Source organism: Pseudoduganella albidiflava (assembly GCF_004322755.1).
In the GTDB taxonomy this organism is placed as follows: domain Bacteria; phylum Pseudomonadota; class Gammaproteobacteria; order Burkholderiales; family Burkholderiaceae_D; genus Rugamonas; species Rugamonas albidiflava.
Genome location: NZ_CP036401.1, coordinates 7,066,308 through 7,083,529 on the forward strand (window position 1 = coordinate 7,066,308; position 17,222 = coordinate 7,083,529).

Annotated in this window: 15 protein-coding genes and 1 tRNA gene; 2 read left to right on the top strand and 14 right to left on the bottom strand. The window is 67.3% G+C overall.

The features are described from left to right. Nucleotides 1-26: 26 nt before the first annotated feature. The 3 genes from EYF70_RS29420 to EYF70_RS29430 form a co-directional block, all read right to left on the bottom strand. Entirely contained in the window at nucleotides 27-1,835 is a 1,809-nt protein-coding gene (locus EYF70_RS29420) for a sensor histidine kinase (RefSeq protein WP_131148546.1), read from the bottom strand. A gap of 145 nt (nucleotides 1,836-1,980) precedes the next feature. Beyond that, a complete protein-coding gene (locus EYF70_RS29425) occupies nucleotides 1,981-2,331 on the bottom strand; it encodes a YraN family protein (protein ID WP_131148547.1) in 351 nt (116 codons plus the stop codon). 7 nt (nucleotides 2,332-2,338) lie between these two features. After that, nucleotides 2,339-3,619 carry a penicillin-binding protein activator gene (locus EYF70_RS29430; RefSeq protein ID WP_131148548.1) on the bottom strand — a complete coding sequence of 427 codons (1,281 nt, stop codon included), beginning with the start codon at nucleotides 3,617-3,619 and terminating at the stop codon, nucleotides 2,339-2,341. A gap of 10 nt (nucleotides 3,620-3,629) precedes the next feature. Here EYF70_RS29430 and rsmI point away from each other — a divergent pair, with 10 nt between their 5' ends. Then, nucleotides 3,630-4,538 (top strand): 16S rRNA (cytidine(1402)-2'-O)-methyltransferase, encoded by a 909-nt coding sequence (gene rsmI / locus EYF70_RS29435; protein ID WP_131148549.1) that lies wholly within the window; start codon nucleotides 3,630-3,632, stop codon nucleotides 4,536-4,538. Between the two features lie 151 nt (nucleotides 4,539-4,689). Here rsmI and EYF70_RS29440 read toward each other — a convergent pair whose 3' ends face one another. Beyond that, nucleotides 4,690-5,301: a glutathione S-transferase family protein gene (locus EYF70_RS29440; RefSeq protein WP_131148550.1), complete on the bottom strand. Its 612-nt coding sequence runs from the start codon at nucleotides 5,299-5,301 to the stop codon at nucleotides 4,690-4,692. Nucleotides 5,302-5,314: 13 nt separating this feature from the next. After that, the gene (locus tag EYF70_RS29445) at nucleotides 5,315-5,935 is read right to left on the bottom strand and encodes a hypothetical protein (RefSeq protein WP_131148551.1); all 621 of its coding nucleotides are present in this window, start codon (nucleotides 5,933-5,935) and stop codon (nucleotides 5,315-5,317) included. 125 nt (nucleotides 5,936-6,060) lie between these two features. Here EYF70_RS29445 and EYF70_RS29450 point away from each other — a divergent pair. After that, nucleotides 6,061-6,137, top strand: a tRNA-Pro gene (locus EYF70_RS29450). 179 nt (nucleotides 6,138-6,316) lie between these two features. Here EYF70_RS29450 and EYF70_RS29455 read toward each other — a convergent pair. From EYF70_RS29455 to EYF70_RS29495, 9 genes are all read right to left on the bottom strand, one after another. Further along, nucleotides 6,317-7,225, bottom strand: coding sequence for a hydroxymethylglutaryl-CoA lyase (locus EYF70_RS29455; RefSeq protein WP_131148552.1), 909 nt, complete (start codon nucleotides 7,223-7,225; stop codon nucleotides 6,317-6,319). Between the two features lies 1 nt (nucleotide 7,226). Next, complete coding sequence (locus tag EYF70_RS29460; RefSeq protein WP_131148553.1) at nucleotides 7,227-8,159, bottom strand: 2-hydroxyacid dehydrogenase; 933 nt, start codon at nucleotides 8,157-8,159, stop codon at nucleotides 7,227-7,229. A gap of 10 nt (nucleotides 8,160-8,169) precedes the next feature. Further along, nucleotides 8,170-10,191 (bottom strand): acetyl/propionyl/methylcrotonyl-CoA carboxylase subunit alpha, encoded by a 2,022-nt coding sequence (locus tag EYF70_RS29465; protein ID WP_131148554.1) that lies wholly within the window; start codon nucleotides 10,189-10,191, stop codon nucleotides 8,170-8,172. Between the two features lie 179 nt (nucleotides 10,192-10,370). After that, nucleotides 10,371-11,411, bottom strand: a complete 1,041-nt coding sequence (gene bioB, locus EYF70_RS29470) for a biotin synthase BioB (RefSeq protein WP_131148555.1) — start codon at nucleotides 11,409-11,411, stop codon at nucleotides 10,371-10,373. 19 nt (nucleotides 11,412-11,430) lie between these two features. After that, complete coding sequence (bioD, locus tag EYF70_RS29475; protein ID WP_131148556.1) at nucleotides 11,431-12,249, bottom strand: dethiobiotin synthase; 819 nt, start codon at nucleotides 12,247-12,249, stop codon at nucleotides 11,431-11,433. Continuing rightward, nucleotides 12,239-13,447 (bottom strand): 8-amino-7-oxononanoate synthase, encoded by a 1,209-nt coding sequence (gene bioF / locus EYF70_RS29480; RefSeq protein ID WP_131148557.1) that lies wholly within the window; start codon nucleotides 13,445-13,447, stop codon nucleotides 12,239-12,241. Before bioF ends, bioD begins: the two co-directional genes overlap by 11 nt. Beyond that, nucleotides 13,444-14,787, bottom strand: a complete 1,344-nt coding sequence (locus EYF70_RS29485) for an adenosylmethionine--8-amino-7-oxononanoate transaminase (RefSeq protein ID WP_131148558.1) — start codon at nucleotides 14,785-14,787, stop codon at nucleotides 13,444-13,446. The genes bioF and EYF70_RS29485 overlap by 4 nt, the downstream gene beginning before the upstream one ends. A gap of 17 nt (nucleotides 14,788-14,804) precedes the next feature. Beyond that, a complete protein-coding gene (locus EYF70_RS29490; protein WP_131148559.1) occupies nucleotides 14,805-15,590 on the bottom strand; it encodes an enoyl-CoA hydratase/isomerase family protein in 786 nt (261 codons plus the stop codon). A 10-nt stretch (nucleotides 15,591-15,600) separates the two neighbouring features. Beyond that, entirely contained in the window at nucleotides 15,601-17,217 is a 1,617-nt protein-coding gene (locus EYF70_RS29495; RefSeq protein ID WP_131148560.1) for a carboxyl transferase domain-containing protein, read from the bottom strand. Between the last annotated feature and the right edge of the window lie 5 nt (nucleotides 17,218-17,222).

Below are 17,222 nucleotides of genomic sequence, written 5' to 3' on the forward strand. Positions count from 1 at the left end.
TCCAGGAAAAGAGCCAGAAACGGTCATTACACGGGTGGTCCGGCATCCTGCGGCTCCCGCGGCAGGCGCACGGTGAACGTGCTGCCTTCGCCGGGGCCTTCGCTGTCGGCGCTGAGGGTTCCGCCATGCATGTGCACCAGGCCCCGCGCGATGGAAAGGCCCAGGCCCAGCCCGCCCTGCGAGCGGTCGATGGTCGTCGGACCCTGCACGAGCGAGTCGAAGATCGTCGGGAGCACGTCCGGGGCGATGCCCACACCGGTATCGGCCACTTCGATGACGGCCATGGCGTCGTCGCACCACATCCGCACCGTGATGCTGCCGCCGGCCGGCGTGTACTTGATGGCGTTGGCCAGGATATTGTCGACGACCTGGGTGAGCCGGTTCGCATCGCCGACCACGTGGGCCTGCACCACGCTGACCGACCATTCATGGTCCTTGGCATTGGCCACCATCTTCGAATCGCAGCAGAATTTCACCAGTTCGCCGAGATTGACGCGGGCGGTCTGCAGCGTCACCTTGCCGGACAGGACGCGCCGTACGTCGAGCAGGTCGCCGACCATGTGGGTCAGATGCGCCAGCTGGCGGCTGGCGATATCCCATGCCTTGTCGCGGTGCGGTGCCGGCATGGCCGGCATGCGGATGGCGGAGAGGGCGTTGGTGATCGCGGCGAGCGGATTGCGCAGCTCGTGGCTCAGCATGGAAATGAAATTGTCCTTGGCGTGATCCTGCGCTTCGGCGCGCTGGCGGGCCGAGCGCTCCATGTCCAGCAGCCGTTCCCTTTCCTCTTCCAGCGCGGCGCGCGCGGCGCGTTCCCGTGCGAGCGCCAGGCCGGTACGGTGCAGCACGTGCGACAGCCCGTCCGCTTCCTGCAGGCCGGAGGGCACCACCTCGATCACCGTGCCATCGGCCAGCGCGTGCGCCGCCGACGTCGCGCCCTGGAGCGCGCGATCGATCCTGCGCCCGAAAAACACCGCGATGCTGACGGCGCCGCCCAGGATGGCCAGCAGGGCCGCGGCGGCGTACCACGTGGTGAGCCGCGCGGCCGATTCGATTTCATCGACGGGAACGCCGATCGCCACGGTCCAGCTGGTGAGGCTGGAGCGCACGAACACGGTATAGACCTGGACGCCTTCGCGCGTGATGTTGGCCACCATGCCGCTGGGCTGCCGGCGCGACGCTTCATACAGCGCAGGGCGCACCGGCTTGCCGACGAACTGCGCGGCCCCCCTGCTGCGCGCGATCGAGATGCCTTTCGCGTCGAAGACGCCGATGATCCAGTCCGGATCGAGTACATGGCGCTGGAACACCTTGTTGAAGTAAGCCGGGTCGAAGATCTGGGTGACGACATACTTCTTGCCGGCCGCCGCGGGAACCGGGACATTGACCGACACGACACCGCGTTTCGAGCTGGCACCGATGAAGTAGCCGCCCACCCGGGGCACCTGCGCGTCGTAGATATCGGCGGCCCACCTGCCGGTGTTCCGCGCCAGCGGTGTCCCGTACGGCACCAATGTGTTGATGATGCCGCTGCCTGAATAATCGGCGACCAGCGTCCAGCTCAACGGAGAAGTGCGGGTGGCCGACAGCAGGCGGTAGAGGGCGGCGAAATCGTCCGTGCCGATTTCCCGCGAATTGGCGACGATGCGCAGAGCCGCTTCGGCCCTGCCGATCTCGCTGTCGATTTGCAGCGAGGCGGAGTTGGCCATTTCCTCGATGGCGCGCAGGCGCGATTCGCGTTCGGACTGCAGCAGCATCGACAGCCCGAGTGTCGACAGCCCGGCAACCGGCACGATGATCGCCACCAGCATCAGCAGTAAATAGGTGCGTGTCTTCATGTGCAGGGGCCCGGGCAGGGGCCGCGCAGGCAGACCCGCGGAAATTGATCAGCCGGACATGTTAGCACTGCGGTTAGCACTTCGGTTAGTACTTCGGTTATCTCGTCGGTCCTGTTTGCACGGCGGGCGCCGCCGTTTGCCAGGACTATGCGTCCAGCACGTTCTTCAGCCAGCCGAGCGTGTCGCCATCGATCGCCACCACGTCGAAGCGGCATGGCGGCAACTGGCGGTAGCGCAGCAGGAAGACTTGTGCGGCGATCTTCATGCGGCGCTGCTTGGCGGGCGTGATGCTGGCGGCGGCACCGCCGAAGGCGCGGCTGCGGCGGCGGCGCACCTCGACGAACACGAGGTGCGCGCCGTCGCGCATGATCAGATCGAGCTCGCCGCCCTTGCAGCGGAAGTTGCGCTCGACCAGGGCCAGGCCGTGCCGAAGCAGGTGGTCGAGCGCGGCATCCTCGCCCAGCTGGCCCTTGCGCTGCAGGTCGGTGCGCGCCATGGAAGCATCATGGCGTGGTGATCGGCACCGGCACGCCGTTGCGGTAGATGGCGGCGGGCTCCACCCGCTTGACGCGTGCCGGGCCGTTGCCGAAGTCGATCGACAGCTGGCCCGTCACGCCATCGAGCGTGATCGGCTGGCCGGGGCGCACGGCGATCTCGCGCGCCACGCGGAAGGCATCGATGCCCAGCGCGTACAGCCGTTCCATGTCGGCGGTCAGGCGTTCCTCGTCGCGCGGGGCCGGCTGCGGATAGCTCGCCACCGTGGGATTGTCGCGCTGGATCTGCCACGGCAGGTCGAGCAGCTTCACGCCATCGAGCTCGGGGCCCTGGTACAGCGATACGCGGCCCGGGTTCAGCGACGAAGTGCCGTACAGCGGAATATCGCCCAGCGGCGGCGCGGCAAGCGCCGTGCGGAGCTGGCGGGTCTGGTCGGCATCGAGCGCGGCGAACAGCAGGTCCACCGGCTGCTCGGCGAGGCGGGCACGCAGCGCCACCATTTCGCCATCGCTCAGGTAGCCGTTCAGCGCGGTGAGTTCCAGCGTCTTCGTCGTCATGCCGACCTGCGGCGCATGCGTGGCAAAGGCATTGGCGATGCGGCGCTGCCACGCGGCGCTGCCGGACAGGATCATCACGCTGGCAGCCGGGTGCTCACGCGCGGCCCACTCGGCCACCTGGCGCGCCTCTTCCTCGATCGACAGGCCGATCGACAGCATCTGCGGCGGCAGCGTGGTGCCTTCGCGGTCCTCGGGATGGTTCAGCGCGATGGTGGGCTTGGTCACCAGCGGGCTGGCGGCAATCGTGGTGACGGCGGAGCGGGCCAGCGGGCCCACGATGATGTCCTGCTGCGCCACGGTGGACTGGTAAGTGGAGAGGATCTCCTCGGCGGCATCGCCGGTTTCCACCACGGTGACTTCGAAGCCGGCACGGTCGCGTTCCCAGGCCGCCATGAAGCCGGCGCGCACGGCGTCCGCGGCGCGGCCCAGGGCTTCGGAGCGCAACGGCAGCACGAGGCCGATGCGCACCGTCTGGCCGGGCACCGCGGCGGCACCCTGGCTTTCCGGCGTGGTGCCGGGCATGGCGACGGCGAACGTTTCGACCTGCGCGGTTTCCTCGGGCGGCGGTGCCGGCTTCGGTGCCGGCGGCGCGGTGGTGCGCGGCGGCGGGCTTGTCACGGTCTCGATTGGCGCGCACAATGCCCCCGGGCTGCCGCAGGGCGTGCTGCACGCGGATACCGAAAGCGCGGCCACCACGCACGACAGCAGTGTTTTGATTTTATTCGCCAGCATGCTACCCCCAATGACAGTTCACGAATCCAGCCCGATCGCCGCCTTGCCGGTGCTCGGCGAGACCGCACTTCAGACGTATCCTACGGCAACATTGTATGTAGTGGCCACTCCCATCGGCAATGTTACCGACATCGGGCTGCGCGCGTTGCACGTTCTCGGGCTGGTCGACGCGGTCGCCTGCGAAGACACGCGTAACACATCGCACCTGATGGGGCGCTTCGGCATCAGCAAACCGTTGCTGGCGGCGCACATGCATAACGAAAGGGAAGCTGCCGAGACCATCGTGCGGCGCCTGCAGGCCGGCGAACGCATCGCGCTGGTCTCGGATGCGGGCACGCCGGCCGTTTCCGACCCGGGCGCGAAGATCGTCGACGCGGTGCGCGCGGCGGGCTTGCGCGTGGTGCCGCTGCCCGGTGCATCGGCCGCCGTCACGGCGCTGTCGGCCAGCGGGCTGGTCAACGACCAGTTCCATTTCGTCGGCTTCCTGCCCGCCAAGCCGAAGCAGCGCGAGACGGCGCTGGCGGGCTTGCGCAACGTGACCGCCACGATGGTGTTCTACGAGGCGCCGCACCGCATCGCCGAGTTCGCCCAGTCGCTGGTGGCCGTGTTCGAGCCCACGCGGCAGGTGGTGTTCGCGCGCGAGCTCACCAAGCTGTTCGAGGAAATCCACCGCTGCCCGCTGTCCGAGGCGGTGGCCTGGCTAGCCGCCGACGCGCACCGCGAGAAGGGTGAGTTCGTCGTGCTGGTGGAAGGTGCCGCCGCGCAATCGGACGCGCAGGAAGCCGAAGCCGAGCGCGTGCTGAAGATTCTGCTGGCCGAACTGCCGCTCAAGCAGGCCGCCAGCCTGGCCGCGCAGATCACGGGCGCGAAGAAGAACGCCCTGTACGATCGCGCGCTGGCGCTGAAGGGCGAAGGCTGACCGGCAAACACCGGCGGAAACACTTCAAACTCAAAAACGGTGACAGGCACCATTTTTTTTGGAAACATTTCAAATTAAATCGTGCCTGTCACCGGTTTTTTAATCGGAGCCTGTCACTGTTTTCCTTGCTGCCGTGCCTGGGCGGCTCTACTCAGGGCGTGGCGTCGCCGCAGTTTTCGGCAAAGCCGGGCACTGCCGACAGGCGCGCCATGTAGGCGGCCACGGCCGGCAGCTCGGCGCGTTCGATCGGGGTTGCGCGCCAGCGGTGCACGGAAACGCCGATGACCACGTCGGCCAGCGACAGCGCATCGCCGGCCACGAAGGCGCCGGTGCGGTCCAGGTGGCGGTCCAGCAGCGTCATCTTGGTATTCCAGTCGCGCACGCCCGCGGCCACCGCTTCCGGGCTGAACTGGGTGCTGCCGCGCAACAGCGTCATGAACGGCGCCCGCCAGGAAGCATTCAGTTCCGTAGCCTGCCAGTCCATCCATTGCTCGATGCGGGCGCGCTGCAGCCGGTCCGATGGCAGCAGGAAACTGTCGTGCGCGAGGTAGCGGCAGATCGTGTTCGATTCCCACAAGACCGTATCGCCATCGCGCAGCACCGGCACCTGGGCATTCGGATTGAGCGCCAGGAATTCCGGCACGTTCGGGTCGCGTTCCCCCTTGCCCCAAGGCTCGAGTTCATACGGCAATTCCAGCAGGCGGCAAGTCCACAGCACCTTGCGCACGTTGATCGAAGGGAGTTTCCCGAGGATTGTCAGCATCGTTGTCCTTTAGTCAGAATTTGCAGCCACTGTCTTTCTTGTCCATCAACATGATCAGCGGTGCCAGCAGGCCGGCACCGGCATAGGCGGTCTTGCAGTCGGGGCGCGCCGATCCGGCGATGTTGCGGCCCAGTCGCTCATCCCGCGTCTCCTGCCTTTCTTTTTCTTTCTTCAACTTTTCTCCCACCCAGTTGCCCGATGGGGTGTCCAGGTCGTTTGCCATCGCCCGCGCGGCGGCACGCGCGGCGTCCGGATCGAAGGTCGGCGGGCTGTCCGGCGGGGCGGCGTCGGCGGGCTTCGGCGACACGACCGTCATTTCCGTACGCTCGGCTGTGTCGGACTCGGTGCGCCCGGGTGCCGCACGTGCCGGCGCCGGGCGGGCGGCCGGCTTGTCCCGCTTTGCCACGGGCGGCTTCGGCGGTTCGGCGCGGGGAACGGGTTCAGGCGGCGGTGGCGGCGGCACGATGCGAATCGTCAGCGGCTGTGTCCAGCGCCGCGCATCCGGCTGGGCGGGAGGCGCCGACGGCGCGCGCAGGATCGCCAGCAGCACGGCGTGCAGCAAGATCGAGACAGCAATACCAGCCACCAGCCCGCCGCGGCGCGGCCGGTTGGGATAAGTCAGGGTCTGTTGCATGGCTCCAAGTCCTGGAACAGGGATGCTTATATTCGCATATTGCTCATTTGCTATGTGAGCCCCGCAACGAATTTTTTAAGAGGGCCTTGACGACAATCGATTCGAGCGGTATTATCTTGCTTCTTCGGAGTGTAGCGCAGCCCGGTAGCGCATCTGGTTTGGGACCAGAGGGTCCAAGGTTCGAATCCTTGTACTCCGACCAAGATTCATCAAGAACCCCTGCAAGTTTCGGCTTGCGGGGGTTTTTGTTTGTGCCGTGCTTTCAGCATCCACCTCGGCATCACCTCAGCTTCAACGCCACGAGCGCGGAAAAACGGTGACAGGCACCATTAAATTTGAAATGTTTCAAAAATAATGGTGACTGTCACCGTTTTTGGCCGTTCAGCCGTTGCGCTTGGCCAGCAGGGCATTCCCGGCGCGGCTGGAACTCTTGCGCCCGAGGAATTGCGAGATGTAGTCGCCGGCGTCCACCACCGCGTCCAGGTCCACGCCCGTTTCGATGCCCAGGCCATTCATCAGGTACAGCACGTCTTCGGTAGCGACGTTGCCCGTGGCGCCTTTCGCGTACGGGCAACCGCCCAGCCCGGCCACGGACGAGTGGAAAATCGCGATCCCCAGTTCCAGCGAAGCGTAGATGTTGGCCAGCGCCTGGCCATACGTGTCGTGGAAGTGGCCGGACAGTCCATCGATGCGGAAGGCCCGGATCGCCGTTTCCATCACCGCCTGCGTGTGCCGCGGCGTGGCCACGCCGATGGTGTCGGCGATGTCGATCTCGTCGCAGCCCAGGTCGCGCATCCGGGCCACCACGTCGGCCACGGCTTCCAGCGGCACCTCGCCCTGGTACGGGCAGCCGAAGGCGGTGCTGATGCTGCCGCGCAGCCGCACGCCATGCTCCTTCGCCGCCCGGGCCACCGGCTCGAAGCGGGTGATCGATTCGGCGATCGAGCAGTTGATGTTCCGCTGCGAGAACGCTTCCGACGCTGAACCGAAGATCACCACCTCATCGGCCTTCGCGGCCAGCGCGGCGTCGAAGCCCTGCATGTTCGGCGTCAGCGCCGAGTAGATCACGCCGCTCCTGCGCGCGATGCCGTCCATGACTTCACGGCTGGTGGCCATCTGCGGCACCCATTTCGGCGACACGAACGCCGCCGCTTCCACGTTCGGGAAACCGGCGGCGGACAGGCGGTCCACCAGCGCGATCTTCACCTCGGCGGGCACGTTTTCCTTTTCGTTCTGCAGGCCGTCGCGCGGGCCCACTTCGACGATCTTTACTTGCTTCGGCAGGTTCATGTCAGTACCCCAGTTCTCGATTGATGACGTCGGCCACCGGCTCGCCCCGTTCCAGCTGGCCGATCTTGCCGGCGATCTGCCGCACGCTTTCGTCGCGCAAGGTCAGCGCGGCGATATGCGGCGTGATCGTGATGCGCGGTTCGTCCCAGAACGGATGCTGCCGCGGAAGCGGCTCGTTGCGGAACACGTCCAGCGTGGCGCCGGCGATGTGGCCGGACTGTATGGCGGCCAGCAAGTCCGGCTCCGCCACGTGCGCGCCGCGCGCCACGTTGATCACATAGGCGCCACGGGGCAGCTTGGCCAGGTTGGTCCGGTTCAGGATATTGGCCGTGGCATCCGTCAGCGGCAGCATGCAGACCACCACGCGCGTGCTGCGCAGGAAGGCATCGAGCCCGTCGTCGCCGGCGAAACTGCGCACGCCGTCGATCTCCTTCGCGCTGCGCGACCAGGCGTGCAGCGGAAAACCGAACGGGCGCAGGCAATCGAGCACGCGCCGCCCCAGGGCCCCGGCACCCATCACGCCCACGCTGAACGACTCGCGCTCGTGCGTGGCCAGCGGCTTCCATTCGCCGGCGGCGGCCTGGTCTTCGTAATGGTCGAAGCGGCGGAAGTAGCGCAGCACGGCGTGCGCCACGTATTCGCCCATCTGCACACCCATCCCGGCATCGCCCAGGCGCACGATCGGCACGTGGGCGGGCAGGGTGCCGGCATGCTTCATGATCGCGTCCGCACCGGCGCCCATCAGGAAGATCGCCTTCACTTCGGCCAGTTCGCGCAGCATCGCTTCGGGCGGTGCCCAAACGACGGCGTAATCACAGGGCGGCAGCCTGGCGCCTTCGCTCCAGGCCACGCACTGCGCCTGCGGCAGGCAGCGCGCGAAATCGTCGGCCCACGGGGCGATGTTGCCATCGGGGCGGTACACCAGTAAACGCATCTTGCTCCTTTCAGGCTGCGGCGCGGAAGGCCAGCAGCGGCGCGCCATCCGCCACCTGGTCGCCCACCGCGTACAGGATTTCGTCCACGATGCCGTCGTGCGGCGCGGCGATCGTATGTTCCATCTTCATTGCTTCCATGATCACGAGCGGTTCGCCCTTCTTCACGTCCTGCCCCTGCGATGCCAGCACGGCGACGACCTTGCCCGGCATCGGCGCGGTCAGGCGGCCGCCTTCGACTTCGCTTTCGCCGGCATGCGCCAGCGGATCTTCATGGTGCAGCACATAATGGCCGCCGCCGGTGAACACGTGGAAGGCATCGCCATCGCGGCGCACGGTGCCATGCACCGACGCATCGCCCAGCCGCACCGACAGGTCCACGCCATCGCGCGCCAGCAGCGCCACGTCGACGGACAGGCCCCTGATCGCCAGTTCCCAGCCATGCGGCAGGTAGGTGAACACGGGAGCGTATTCGTGGCCGCCATCGTCGCGGAAAGCCAGCGTGCGGGCGTAGCGGGCATTCAGGCGCCAGCCCACCGCCCGGCCCCACGGATCGGCCGCATTCGTGCCGCGCGCCTCGGCCTTTTCATGCTCGATCAGCGCCACGGCGGCCAGCGCCAGCGCGGCCACGGGCACCGAACGCGCCGGCGCGAACAATACTTCGGCATTGCGTTCGATCAGCCCCGTATCCAGGTCCGCGCTGGCGAACGCCTCGCTTTCCACCAGGCGCTTGAGGAAGGCCACGTTGCCGGCAAGGCCGACGATCTGGTACTGCGACAGGGCCTGCGCCATGCGCGCCAGGGCCTGCTTGCGGTCGGCGCCCCAGACGATCAGCTTGGCGATCATCGGATCGTACCAGGGCGAGATCGCATCGCCTTCGCGCACGCCGGAATCGACGCGCACCGCGGCCGGCTGGTATGGCGTGCCGCCCACCTCGAACTGCACCGCCTCGGGCGTATCGAGGTGGCGCAGCGTGCCGATCGACGGCAGGAAGCCCTTGTCGGGATTCTCGGCGTAGATCCGCGCTTCCAGCGCATGGCCGTGGATCCTCAGGTCATCCTGCCGCTTCGGCAGCGGCTCGCCGGCCGCCACGCGCAACTGCCATTCGACCAGATCCAGGCCGGTGATCATTTCCGTCACCGGGTGCTCGACCTGCAGCCGCGTATTCATCTCCATGAAGTAGAAGCTGCCGTCTTGATTGGCAATGAATTCGACGGTGCCGGCACCCACGTAGCCGACCGCCTTCGCCGCCGCCACGGCCGCATCGCCCATCGCGGCGCGGCGTTCGTCCGTCATGCCGGGAGCAGGCGCTTCCTCCAGCACCTTCTGGTGGCGGCGCTGCACCGAGCAGTCGCGTTCGAACAGGTAGATGCAGTCGCCATGCGTATCGGCGAACACCTGGATCTCGATGTGGCGTGGGCGCTGCAGGTATTTTTCCGCCAGCACCTTGTCGTCGCCGAAGGAGCTGATCGCCTCGCGCTTGCAGGAAGCCAGCGCTTCCCGGAACGCCTCGGCATTGTCGACCACGCGCATGCCCTTGCCGCCGCCGCCGGCCGAAGCCTTCAGCAGCACCGGGTAGCCGATGCGGTCCGCTTCGCGCTGCAGGAAGGCGGCATCCTGCTCGTCGCCGTGGTAGCCGGGCACCAGCGGCACGCCGGCCTTTTCCATCAGCGACTTGGCCGCCGATTTCGAGCCCATCGCGCGCATCGCCGCGGCGGGCGGGCCGATGAATACCAGGCCCGCTTCGGCGCAGGCTTCGGCGAACTCCGCGTTCTCGGACAGGAAGCCATAGCCGGGATGGATCGCCTGCGCCCCGGTGGCCAGCGCGATGGCGATGATCTTCTCGCCGCACAGGTAGCTTTCCTTGGCGGGCGCGGGGCCCAGCAGCACGGCCTCGTCGCAGACGGCCACGTGCTTCGCGTTGGCATCGGCTTCCGAATACACGGCAACGGTGCGGATGCCCATCTTGCGGGCCGTGGCGGCGACGCGGCAGGCGATCTCGCCGCGGTTGGCGATCAAAATCTTCTTGAACATGTTGTCTCCCTGTTCTTATGAACCCCGCGTGCAAATCCTGGGGGCAGACCGGTGGGCCTGGCCCCGGCCTTCGCTGTCGGGGTACTGCATGCTCTTGTGGAGCGATTGAATAGGCTTGTGGCCTGTATCCGATACCAACATGCATCGCCGCGCCCTCTGGGGGGCGCTGGCGCGGTAACTCAGCAGCCGCAGGCTTCCTTCTGCACCGACTCGAGCATGGCGGCGCGGGTCGACAGGCCCAGCTTGGCCAGCAGCGCGCGGTCGTCGTTCGCTTCCGGGTTGTCGGTCGTCAGCAGCTTGTCGCCATAGAAGATCGAGTTGGCACCGGCCATGAAGCACATGGCCTGCACGGCCTCGCCCAGTTCGCGGCGGCCGGCGGACAGGCGCACGCGCGCCTTCGGCATCGTGATGCGCGCCACGGCGATCGTGCGCACGAATTCCAGCGGGTCGAGGCGGTCCAGGCCATGCAGCGGCGTGCCTTCCACCTGCACCAGGTGGTTGATCGGCACCGATTCCGGATAAGGGTTCAGGTTCGCCAGCTGCGCGATCAGGCCGGCGCGCTGGTCGCGCGTCTCGCCCATGCCGACGATGCCGCCGCAGCACACTTTCAGGCCGGCATCGCGCACGTGGCCCAGCGTGTCCAGGCGGTCCTGGTACTGGCGGGTGGAGATCACGTTGTCGTAGAACTCGGGCGCCGTGTCCAGGTTGTGGTTGTAGTAATCCAGGCCGGCGGCCTTCAGGCGTTCGGCCTGTTCCGCTTCCAGCATGCCCAGCGTGGCGCAGGTTTCCAGGCCCAGCGCCTTCACTTCGCGCACCATGGTTTCGACTTTTTCCATGTCGCGCTCTTTCGGGCTGCGCCAGGCGGCGCCCATGCAGAAGCGCGTGGCACCGTTTTCCTTGGCCTGCTTCGCCGCTTCCAGCACCGTTTCGGTATCGAGGATCTTCTTGGCCTCGACACCGGTGTCGTAGCGCGCGGCCTGCGGGCAGTAGCCGCAATCCTCTTCGCAGCCGCCGGTCTTGATCGACAGCAGCGTGGCCAGTTCCACGTCGCCATCCGGGAAGTTGGCGCGGTGCGCTTCCTGCGCGCGGAACATCAGTTCGTTGAACGGCAGTTCGAACAGGGCCAGCACTTCCTCGCGCGGCCACGTGGCCGACTCGGGCAGCTTGATGACCGCGGTCGGGCGGTGCAGGGCGACGGTTTTCGGTTCATGCAGGGACATCTGGTTCTTCCTTAAATGATTATTTCGTGTTGCGGCGAGCCGGCCAGTTCGGCAGGCTCGTGAAATCCAGGTACTCGGCGGCGGCGGCGGCTGTCGCATCGGCCAGGCGCGGCACGCGGCCCAGCAACGGCGCCGGAATGCGGTCGGCCAGCGCCTCGATGTTTTCGTCGGCGAACGCCATCTCCGGTTCCAGCGCGTTGGCCACCCAGCCGACCAGCTTCAGGCCGCGCGCGGCGATCGCTTCCACGGTCAGCAGCGCGTGGTTGATGCAGCCCAGGCGCATGCCCACCACCAGCACCACCGGCAGGTCCAGCTGCTGCGCCAGGTCGGCCGTATCATAGTTATCGGTCAGCGGCACGCGGAAGCCGCCGACGCCTTCGACCACGCTGGCATCGCTGGCGGCGGCGACTTCCACGTAGGCGGCCAGGATCGGCACCGGGTCGATGGCGATGCCTTCCAGCGCGGCCGCGATGTGCGGCGCCGCCGGCTCCTTCAGCAGGAACGGCGTGGTGATCGACTGCGGCAGGTGCACGTTGCCGGCCGCTTCGAGCTGGTCGCAGTCATCGTTGTGCAGGCGGCCGCCGCGCGGCACGGCGCCGGCCGCCACGGGCTTCATGCCGCAAGCCTTCACGCCCTGGCGCACCAGGGCATGCAGCATGGCCGAGGAAACCAGCGTCTTGCCGATTTCCGTGTCGGTGCCTGTCACGAAGCAGGAAAAGCGTGGCGGAATACCGCTCGCGGCCAGGGCCGTGGCAGGTGCCGGGTCCACTTCCAGTTCCTCTTCGACTGTCGCGGGTGCGTCCACTACCGGAACGACCACCGGGTCTTCAAGCGCCATCTCGGCTCCTTTCCATCTGGGCATTGACTTCATTGATGCTGTCGACCAGCCGGGCGACTTCCGCTTCCGCGTGGGCTGCCGACAGCGTGACGCGCAGCCGCGCCGAATCGGCCGGCACGGTGGGCGGGCGGATGCCGCCTACCCAGAAGCCGCGCTCGTACAGCGCGGCGGCGGCGTCCATCGTTGCCTGGTTGGCGCCGATGACGACGGGCTGGATCGCGGTTTGCGAAGGCAGCGCTGTCCAGCCCTTCAACCGCAGGCCATCGTGCCATTGTGCCACCAATCGGGCCAGGTGCGACCGGCGCTGGCGCCCCTCGTCGCCGGCGATGATGTCCAGGCTCGCCAGCAGCGCGTGCGCCAGCGCGGGCGGCGCCGCCGTCGTGAAGATGTAGGGGCGGGCGCGCTGCACCAGCGTGTCGATCACGGTGGCGTGCGCGGCAACGAAGGCGCCGCCGACCCCGGCGGCCTTGCCCAGCGTGCCCACGTAGACGAGGTAAGGCGAGCGCAGGCCGAAGTGCTCGAGCGCGCCGCGGCCATTCTCGCCCAGGGTGCCGAAGCCGTGCGCATCGTCGACCACCAGCCAGGCGCCATGCTTTTCGCACAGCGCCAGCAGTTCCGGCAGCGGCGCCACGGTGCCGTCCATCGAGAACACGGAATCGGTGACGACGATCTTGCTCGACGCACGGCTGGTGCCCAGCAGTTCGTCGAGCGCCTCGACGTCCGCATGCGGATACACCTTGACCGGTTTGCGCGACAGCCGGGCGCCATCGATCAGCGACGCGTGGTTCAGCGCTTCGCTGAAGATTTCCGTGTCCGGGTCGCCCACGGCCAGTGCGGTCAGTGCGGCCAGGTTGGCCATGTAGCCGGTGCTGAAGTACAGCGCGCGGGCCTCGACCAGGTGCGGGCCGGCGAAGTCCGCCAGCCGCTCTTCCAGCGCCGCGTGGGCGCGGCTGTGGCCACTGATCAGGTGCGAGGCGCCGCTGCCCGCACCATACAGGCCGGTACCCTCGCGCAGCGCGGCGGTAACGGCCGGATGCGCGGCCAGGCCCAGGTAATCGTTGCTGCAGAAGGCCAGCAGTTCGCGGCCATCCACCGTCACGCGCGGGCCGCATGGCGTGTCGACCGTGCGGCGCGTGCGGATCAGGCCCTGTTCGCGCAAGCCATCCAGGTTGGCGGCGAGTTGATCCAGCAAGTTCATCCTGCCTCCGCGAGCGTTTGTTCGAAGACGGCCTGCGTGCGCGTGGCCAGGCCGGCGATCTCCTCGTCGTCGAGGATATAGGGCGGCATCAAGTAGACGGTCGAGCCGATCGGCCGCAGCAGCAGTTCGTTGCGCGTGGCGTTGGCGAAGAAGCGGCGCGAGAACGTCTTGTCGACATCGGTCGCGTCGAACGCCAGGATCATGCCGCGCTGGCGCAGGTTTTTTACCCGTGCGTGATCGGCCAGCGGCGCCATCGCCGCGCCCAGCGCGGCGGCACGGGCGCGGTTGGCCTCCAGCACGTTGTCCTGCTCGAAGATGTCGAGCGTGGCCAGCGCCGCGCGGCATGCCAGCGGGTTGCCGGTGTAGGAATGCGAGTGCAGGAAGCCGCGCGTGATGTCGGCGCTGTAGAAGGCCTGGTAGATCTCGTCCCTGGTCAGCACCAGCGACAGCGGCAGGTAGCCGCCGCTGATGCCCTTCGACAGCGTGACGAAGTCCGGCCAGATGCCGGCCTGCTCGCAGGCGAAGAAGGTGCCGGTGCGGCCGCAGCCCACCGCGATTTCATCGAGGATCAGGTGCACGCCATGTTTGTCGCACAGTTCGCGCACCAGTCGCAGGTAGAGCGGATCGTGCATCGCCATGCCGGCCGCGCACTGTACCAGCGGCTCGATGATGATGGCGGCGATCCGGTCCGCTTTCTCTTCGAACAGGCGCTGCACGTCCGCCGCGGCGCGGCGTGCCACGTCCTGCACGGTTTCGCCATCGCGGGCCTGGCGCGCATCGGGCGACATCACGGTCTGCGTGGCGCGCAGCAGCGGGCCGTAGGCATCCTTGAACAGCGCCACGTCGGTAACGGCCAGCGCGCCGATCGTCTCGCCGTGGTAGCTGCCTTGCAGGCAGACGAATTCCTGCTTGTCGCCGCGCCCGGCGTTGCGCCAGCTGTGGAAACTCATCTTCAGCGCGATCTCGACGGCCGAGGCGCCGTCCGACGCGTAGAACGCGTGCCCCAGCACGCCGCCGGTCAGCGCGGACAGCCGTTCCGACAGGCGGATCACCGGCTCATGGGTGAAGCCGGCCAGCATGGCGTGCTCCAGCAAATCCAGCTGGTCGCGCAGCGCCGCGTTGATGCGCGGGTTGGCGTGGCCGAACAGGTTGACCCACCACGAGCTGATCGCGTCGAGGTAGCGCCGGCCGTCGTGGTCGTACAGCCAGGCGCCGCGGCCGTGGCTGACGGGGATCAGCGGCACACGATCTTCATCACGCGCGTGGTGCTGCATCTGGGTACATGGGTGCCACACGCTTTTCAGGCTGCGCGACACCCAGTCGCTGGTTTGATCTGTCAAGACTGAAACTCCAAAAATCAGGTGAGCCAGGAAGGCTTCCTCTTCTCAAGGAACGCGGCCACGCCTTCGCGGCCTTCGCCCGAGGCGCGGATGTGCGCGATGCGGTGGGCGGTATCGGCCACCAGCGCATCCGTGACGGGCTGGTGGGCGATCTCGCGCACCAGCGCCTTGGCCTCGCGCACGGCATTGGGGCTGTTGGCGGCCAGCGCGCCGGCCACCGCGGCCACCTGGCCATCCAGCGACGACGCGGTGGCCACTTCGTGCACGAAGCCGATGCGCAGCGCTTCCCTGGCATTGAAACGTTCGGCGGTGAGGAAGTAGCGCCGCGCGGCGTTCTCCCCCATCGCCTTGATGACATACGGCGAGATGGTGGCCGGGATCAGGCCCAGTTTCACCTCGCTCAGGCAGAACTGCGCTTCCTCGGCGACGATCGCGATATCGCACGCGGCCACCAGCCCCACGCCGCCGCCGTAGCAGTCGCCGTGCACCTTGGCCACCACGGGCTTCGGGCATGCGTGGATGGTGCGCAGCATGTTCGCCAGCGCCATGGCGTCGGCCCGGTTCTCGTCGTCCGAGTAGCCGGCCATTTTCTTCATCCAGTTCAGGTCCGCGCCGGCGCAGTAGGCCGCGCCGTTCGCGGCCAGCACGATGGCGCGGATCCCGTCGACCTGGCCCAGCGCCGTGAAGGCGGCCGTCAGTTCGGCGATCGACTGTTCGTTGAACGCGTTGCGCACATCCGGGCGGTTCAGCGTGACGGTGGCGACGGCGCCGGCCGTGTCGAGGGTGAGGGTGTCGTAGTTCATGCTGGGTTCCTTACATGCGGAAGACACCGAACTTCGTGTCGGGAATGGGGGCGTTCAGCGCCGCCGACAGGCCCAGGGCCAGCACGGTGCGGGTATCGGCCGGGTCGATGATGCCGTCATCCCACAGCCGCGCACTGGCATAGTAGGGATGGCCCTGGTGTTCATACTGTTCCTTGATGGGCTGCTTGAACGCGGCTTCCTCGTCCTGCGACCATTGCCCGCCCTTGGCTTCGATGCCGTCGCGCTTGACGGTGGCCAGCACGGAGGCGGCCTGCTCGCCACCCATCACGGAAATGCGCGCGTTCGGCCACATCCACAGGAAACGCGGCGAATACGCGCGGCCGCACATGCCGTAATTGCCGGCGCCGAAACTGCCGCCGATGATCACCGTGAACTTCGGTACCGCGGCCGTGGCGACAGCGGTGACCATCTTGGCGCCGTTGCGGGCGATGCCTTCGTTCTCGTACTTGCGGCCCACCATGAAGCCGGTGATGTTCTGCAGGAAGACCAGGGGGATCTTGCGCTGGCAGCACAGCTCGATGAAGTGGGTGCCCTTCAGCGCCGATTCCGAGAACAGGATGCCGTTGTTGGCGACGATCCCCACCGGCATGCCGTGGATGTGGGCGAAGCCGCACACCAGCGTGGTGCCGTAGCGGGCCTTGAATTCATCGAACTCGCTGCCGTCGACGATGCGCGCGATGACTTCGCGGATATCGAACGGCTTGCGGGTGTCGACGGGGATCACGCCGTACAGCTCTTCCGGCGCGTATTTCGGTTCCACCACTTCGCGCATATGAGATTGCAACTGAGTGTGCGGCTTCTGGCGGTTCAGGTGCGAGACGATGTTGCGTGCCAGGGCCAGCGCGTGGGTGTCGTTCTGCGCCAGGTGGTCGGCCACGCCGGAGAGGCGCGTGTGCACGTCGCCGCCGCCCAGGTCTTCCGCCGTGACCACTTCGCCGGTGGCCGCCTTCACCAGCGGCGGGCCGCCCAGGAAGATCGTGCCCTGTTCCTTGACGATGATCGATTCGTCGCTCATCGCCGGTACATACGCGCCGCCCGCTGTGCAGGAGCCCATCACCACGGCGATTTGCGGAATGCCCTGCGCGGACAGGTTGGCCTGGTTGTAGAAGATGCGGCCGAAGTGGTCGCGGTCGGGGAACACTTCATCCTGGTTCGGCAGGTTGGCGCCGCCGGAATCGACCAGGTAGATGCACGGCAGCCGGTTTTGCTCGGCGATCTCCTGCGCGCGCAGGTGTTTCTTCACCGTCATCGGGTAATACGTGCCGCCCTTTACCGTGGCGTCGTTGCAGACGATGACGCATTCCTGGCCGGACACCCGGCCGATGCCGGTGATGATGCCGGCCGATGGCGCGGCGCCGTCATACATTTCATAAGCGGCCAGCTGGGAGAATTCGAGGAACGGCGTGCCGGGATCGAGCAGCAGGCGCACCCGCTCGCGCGGCAGCAGCTTGCCACGCGCGGTGTGCTTCGCGCTGGCCGCCTGGCCGCCACCCTCGGCCACCTGGGCGACGCGGGCGCGCAGGTCGTCCACCAGGGCCTCCATGGCGGCGGCGTTGGCGCGGAAGTCTTCGCTGCGCGGATTGAGTTTGCTGTCGATGTGCGGCATGCGGT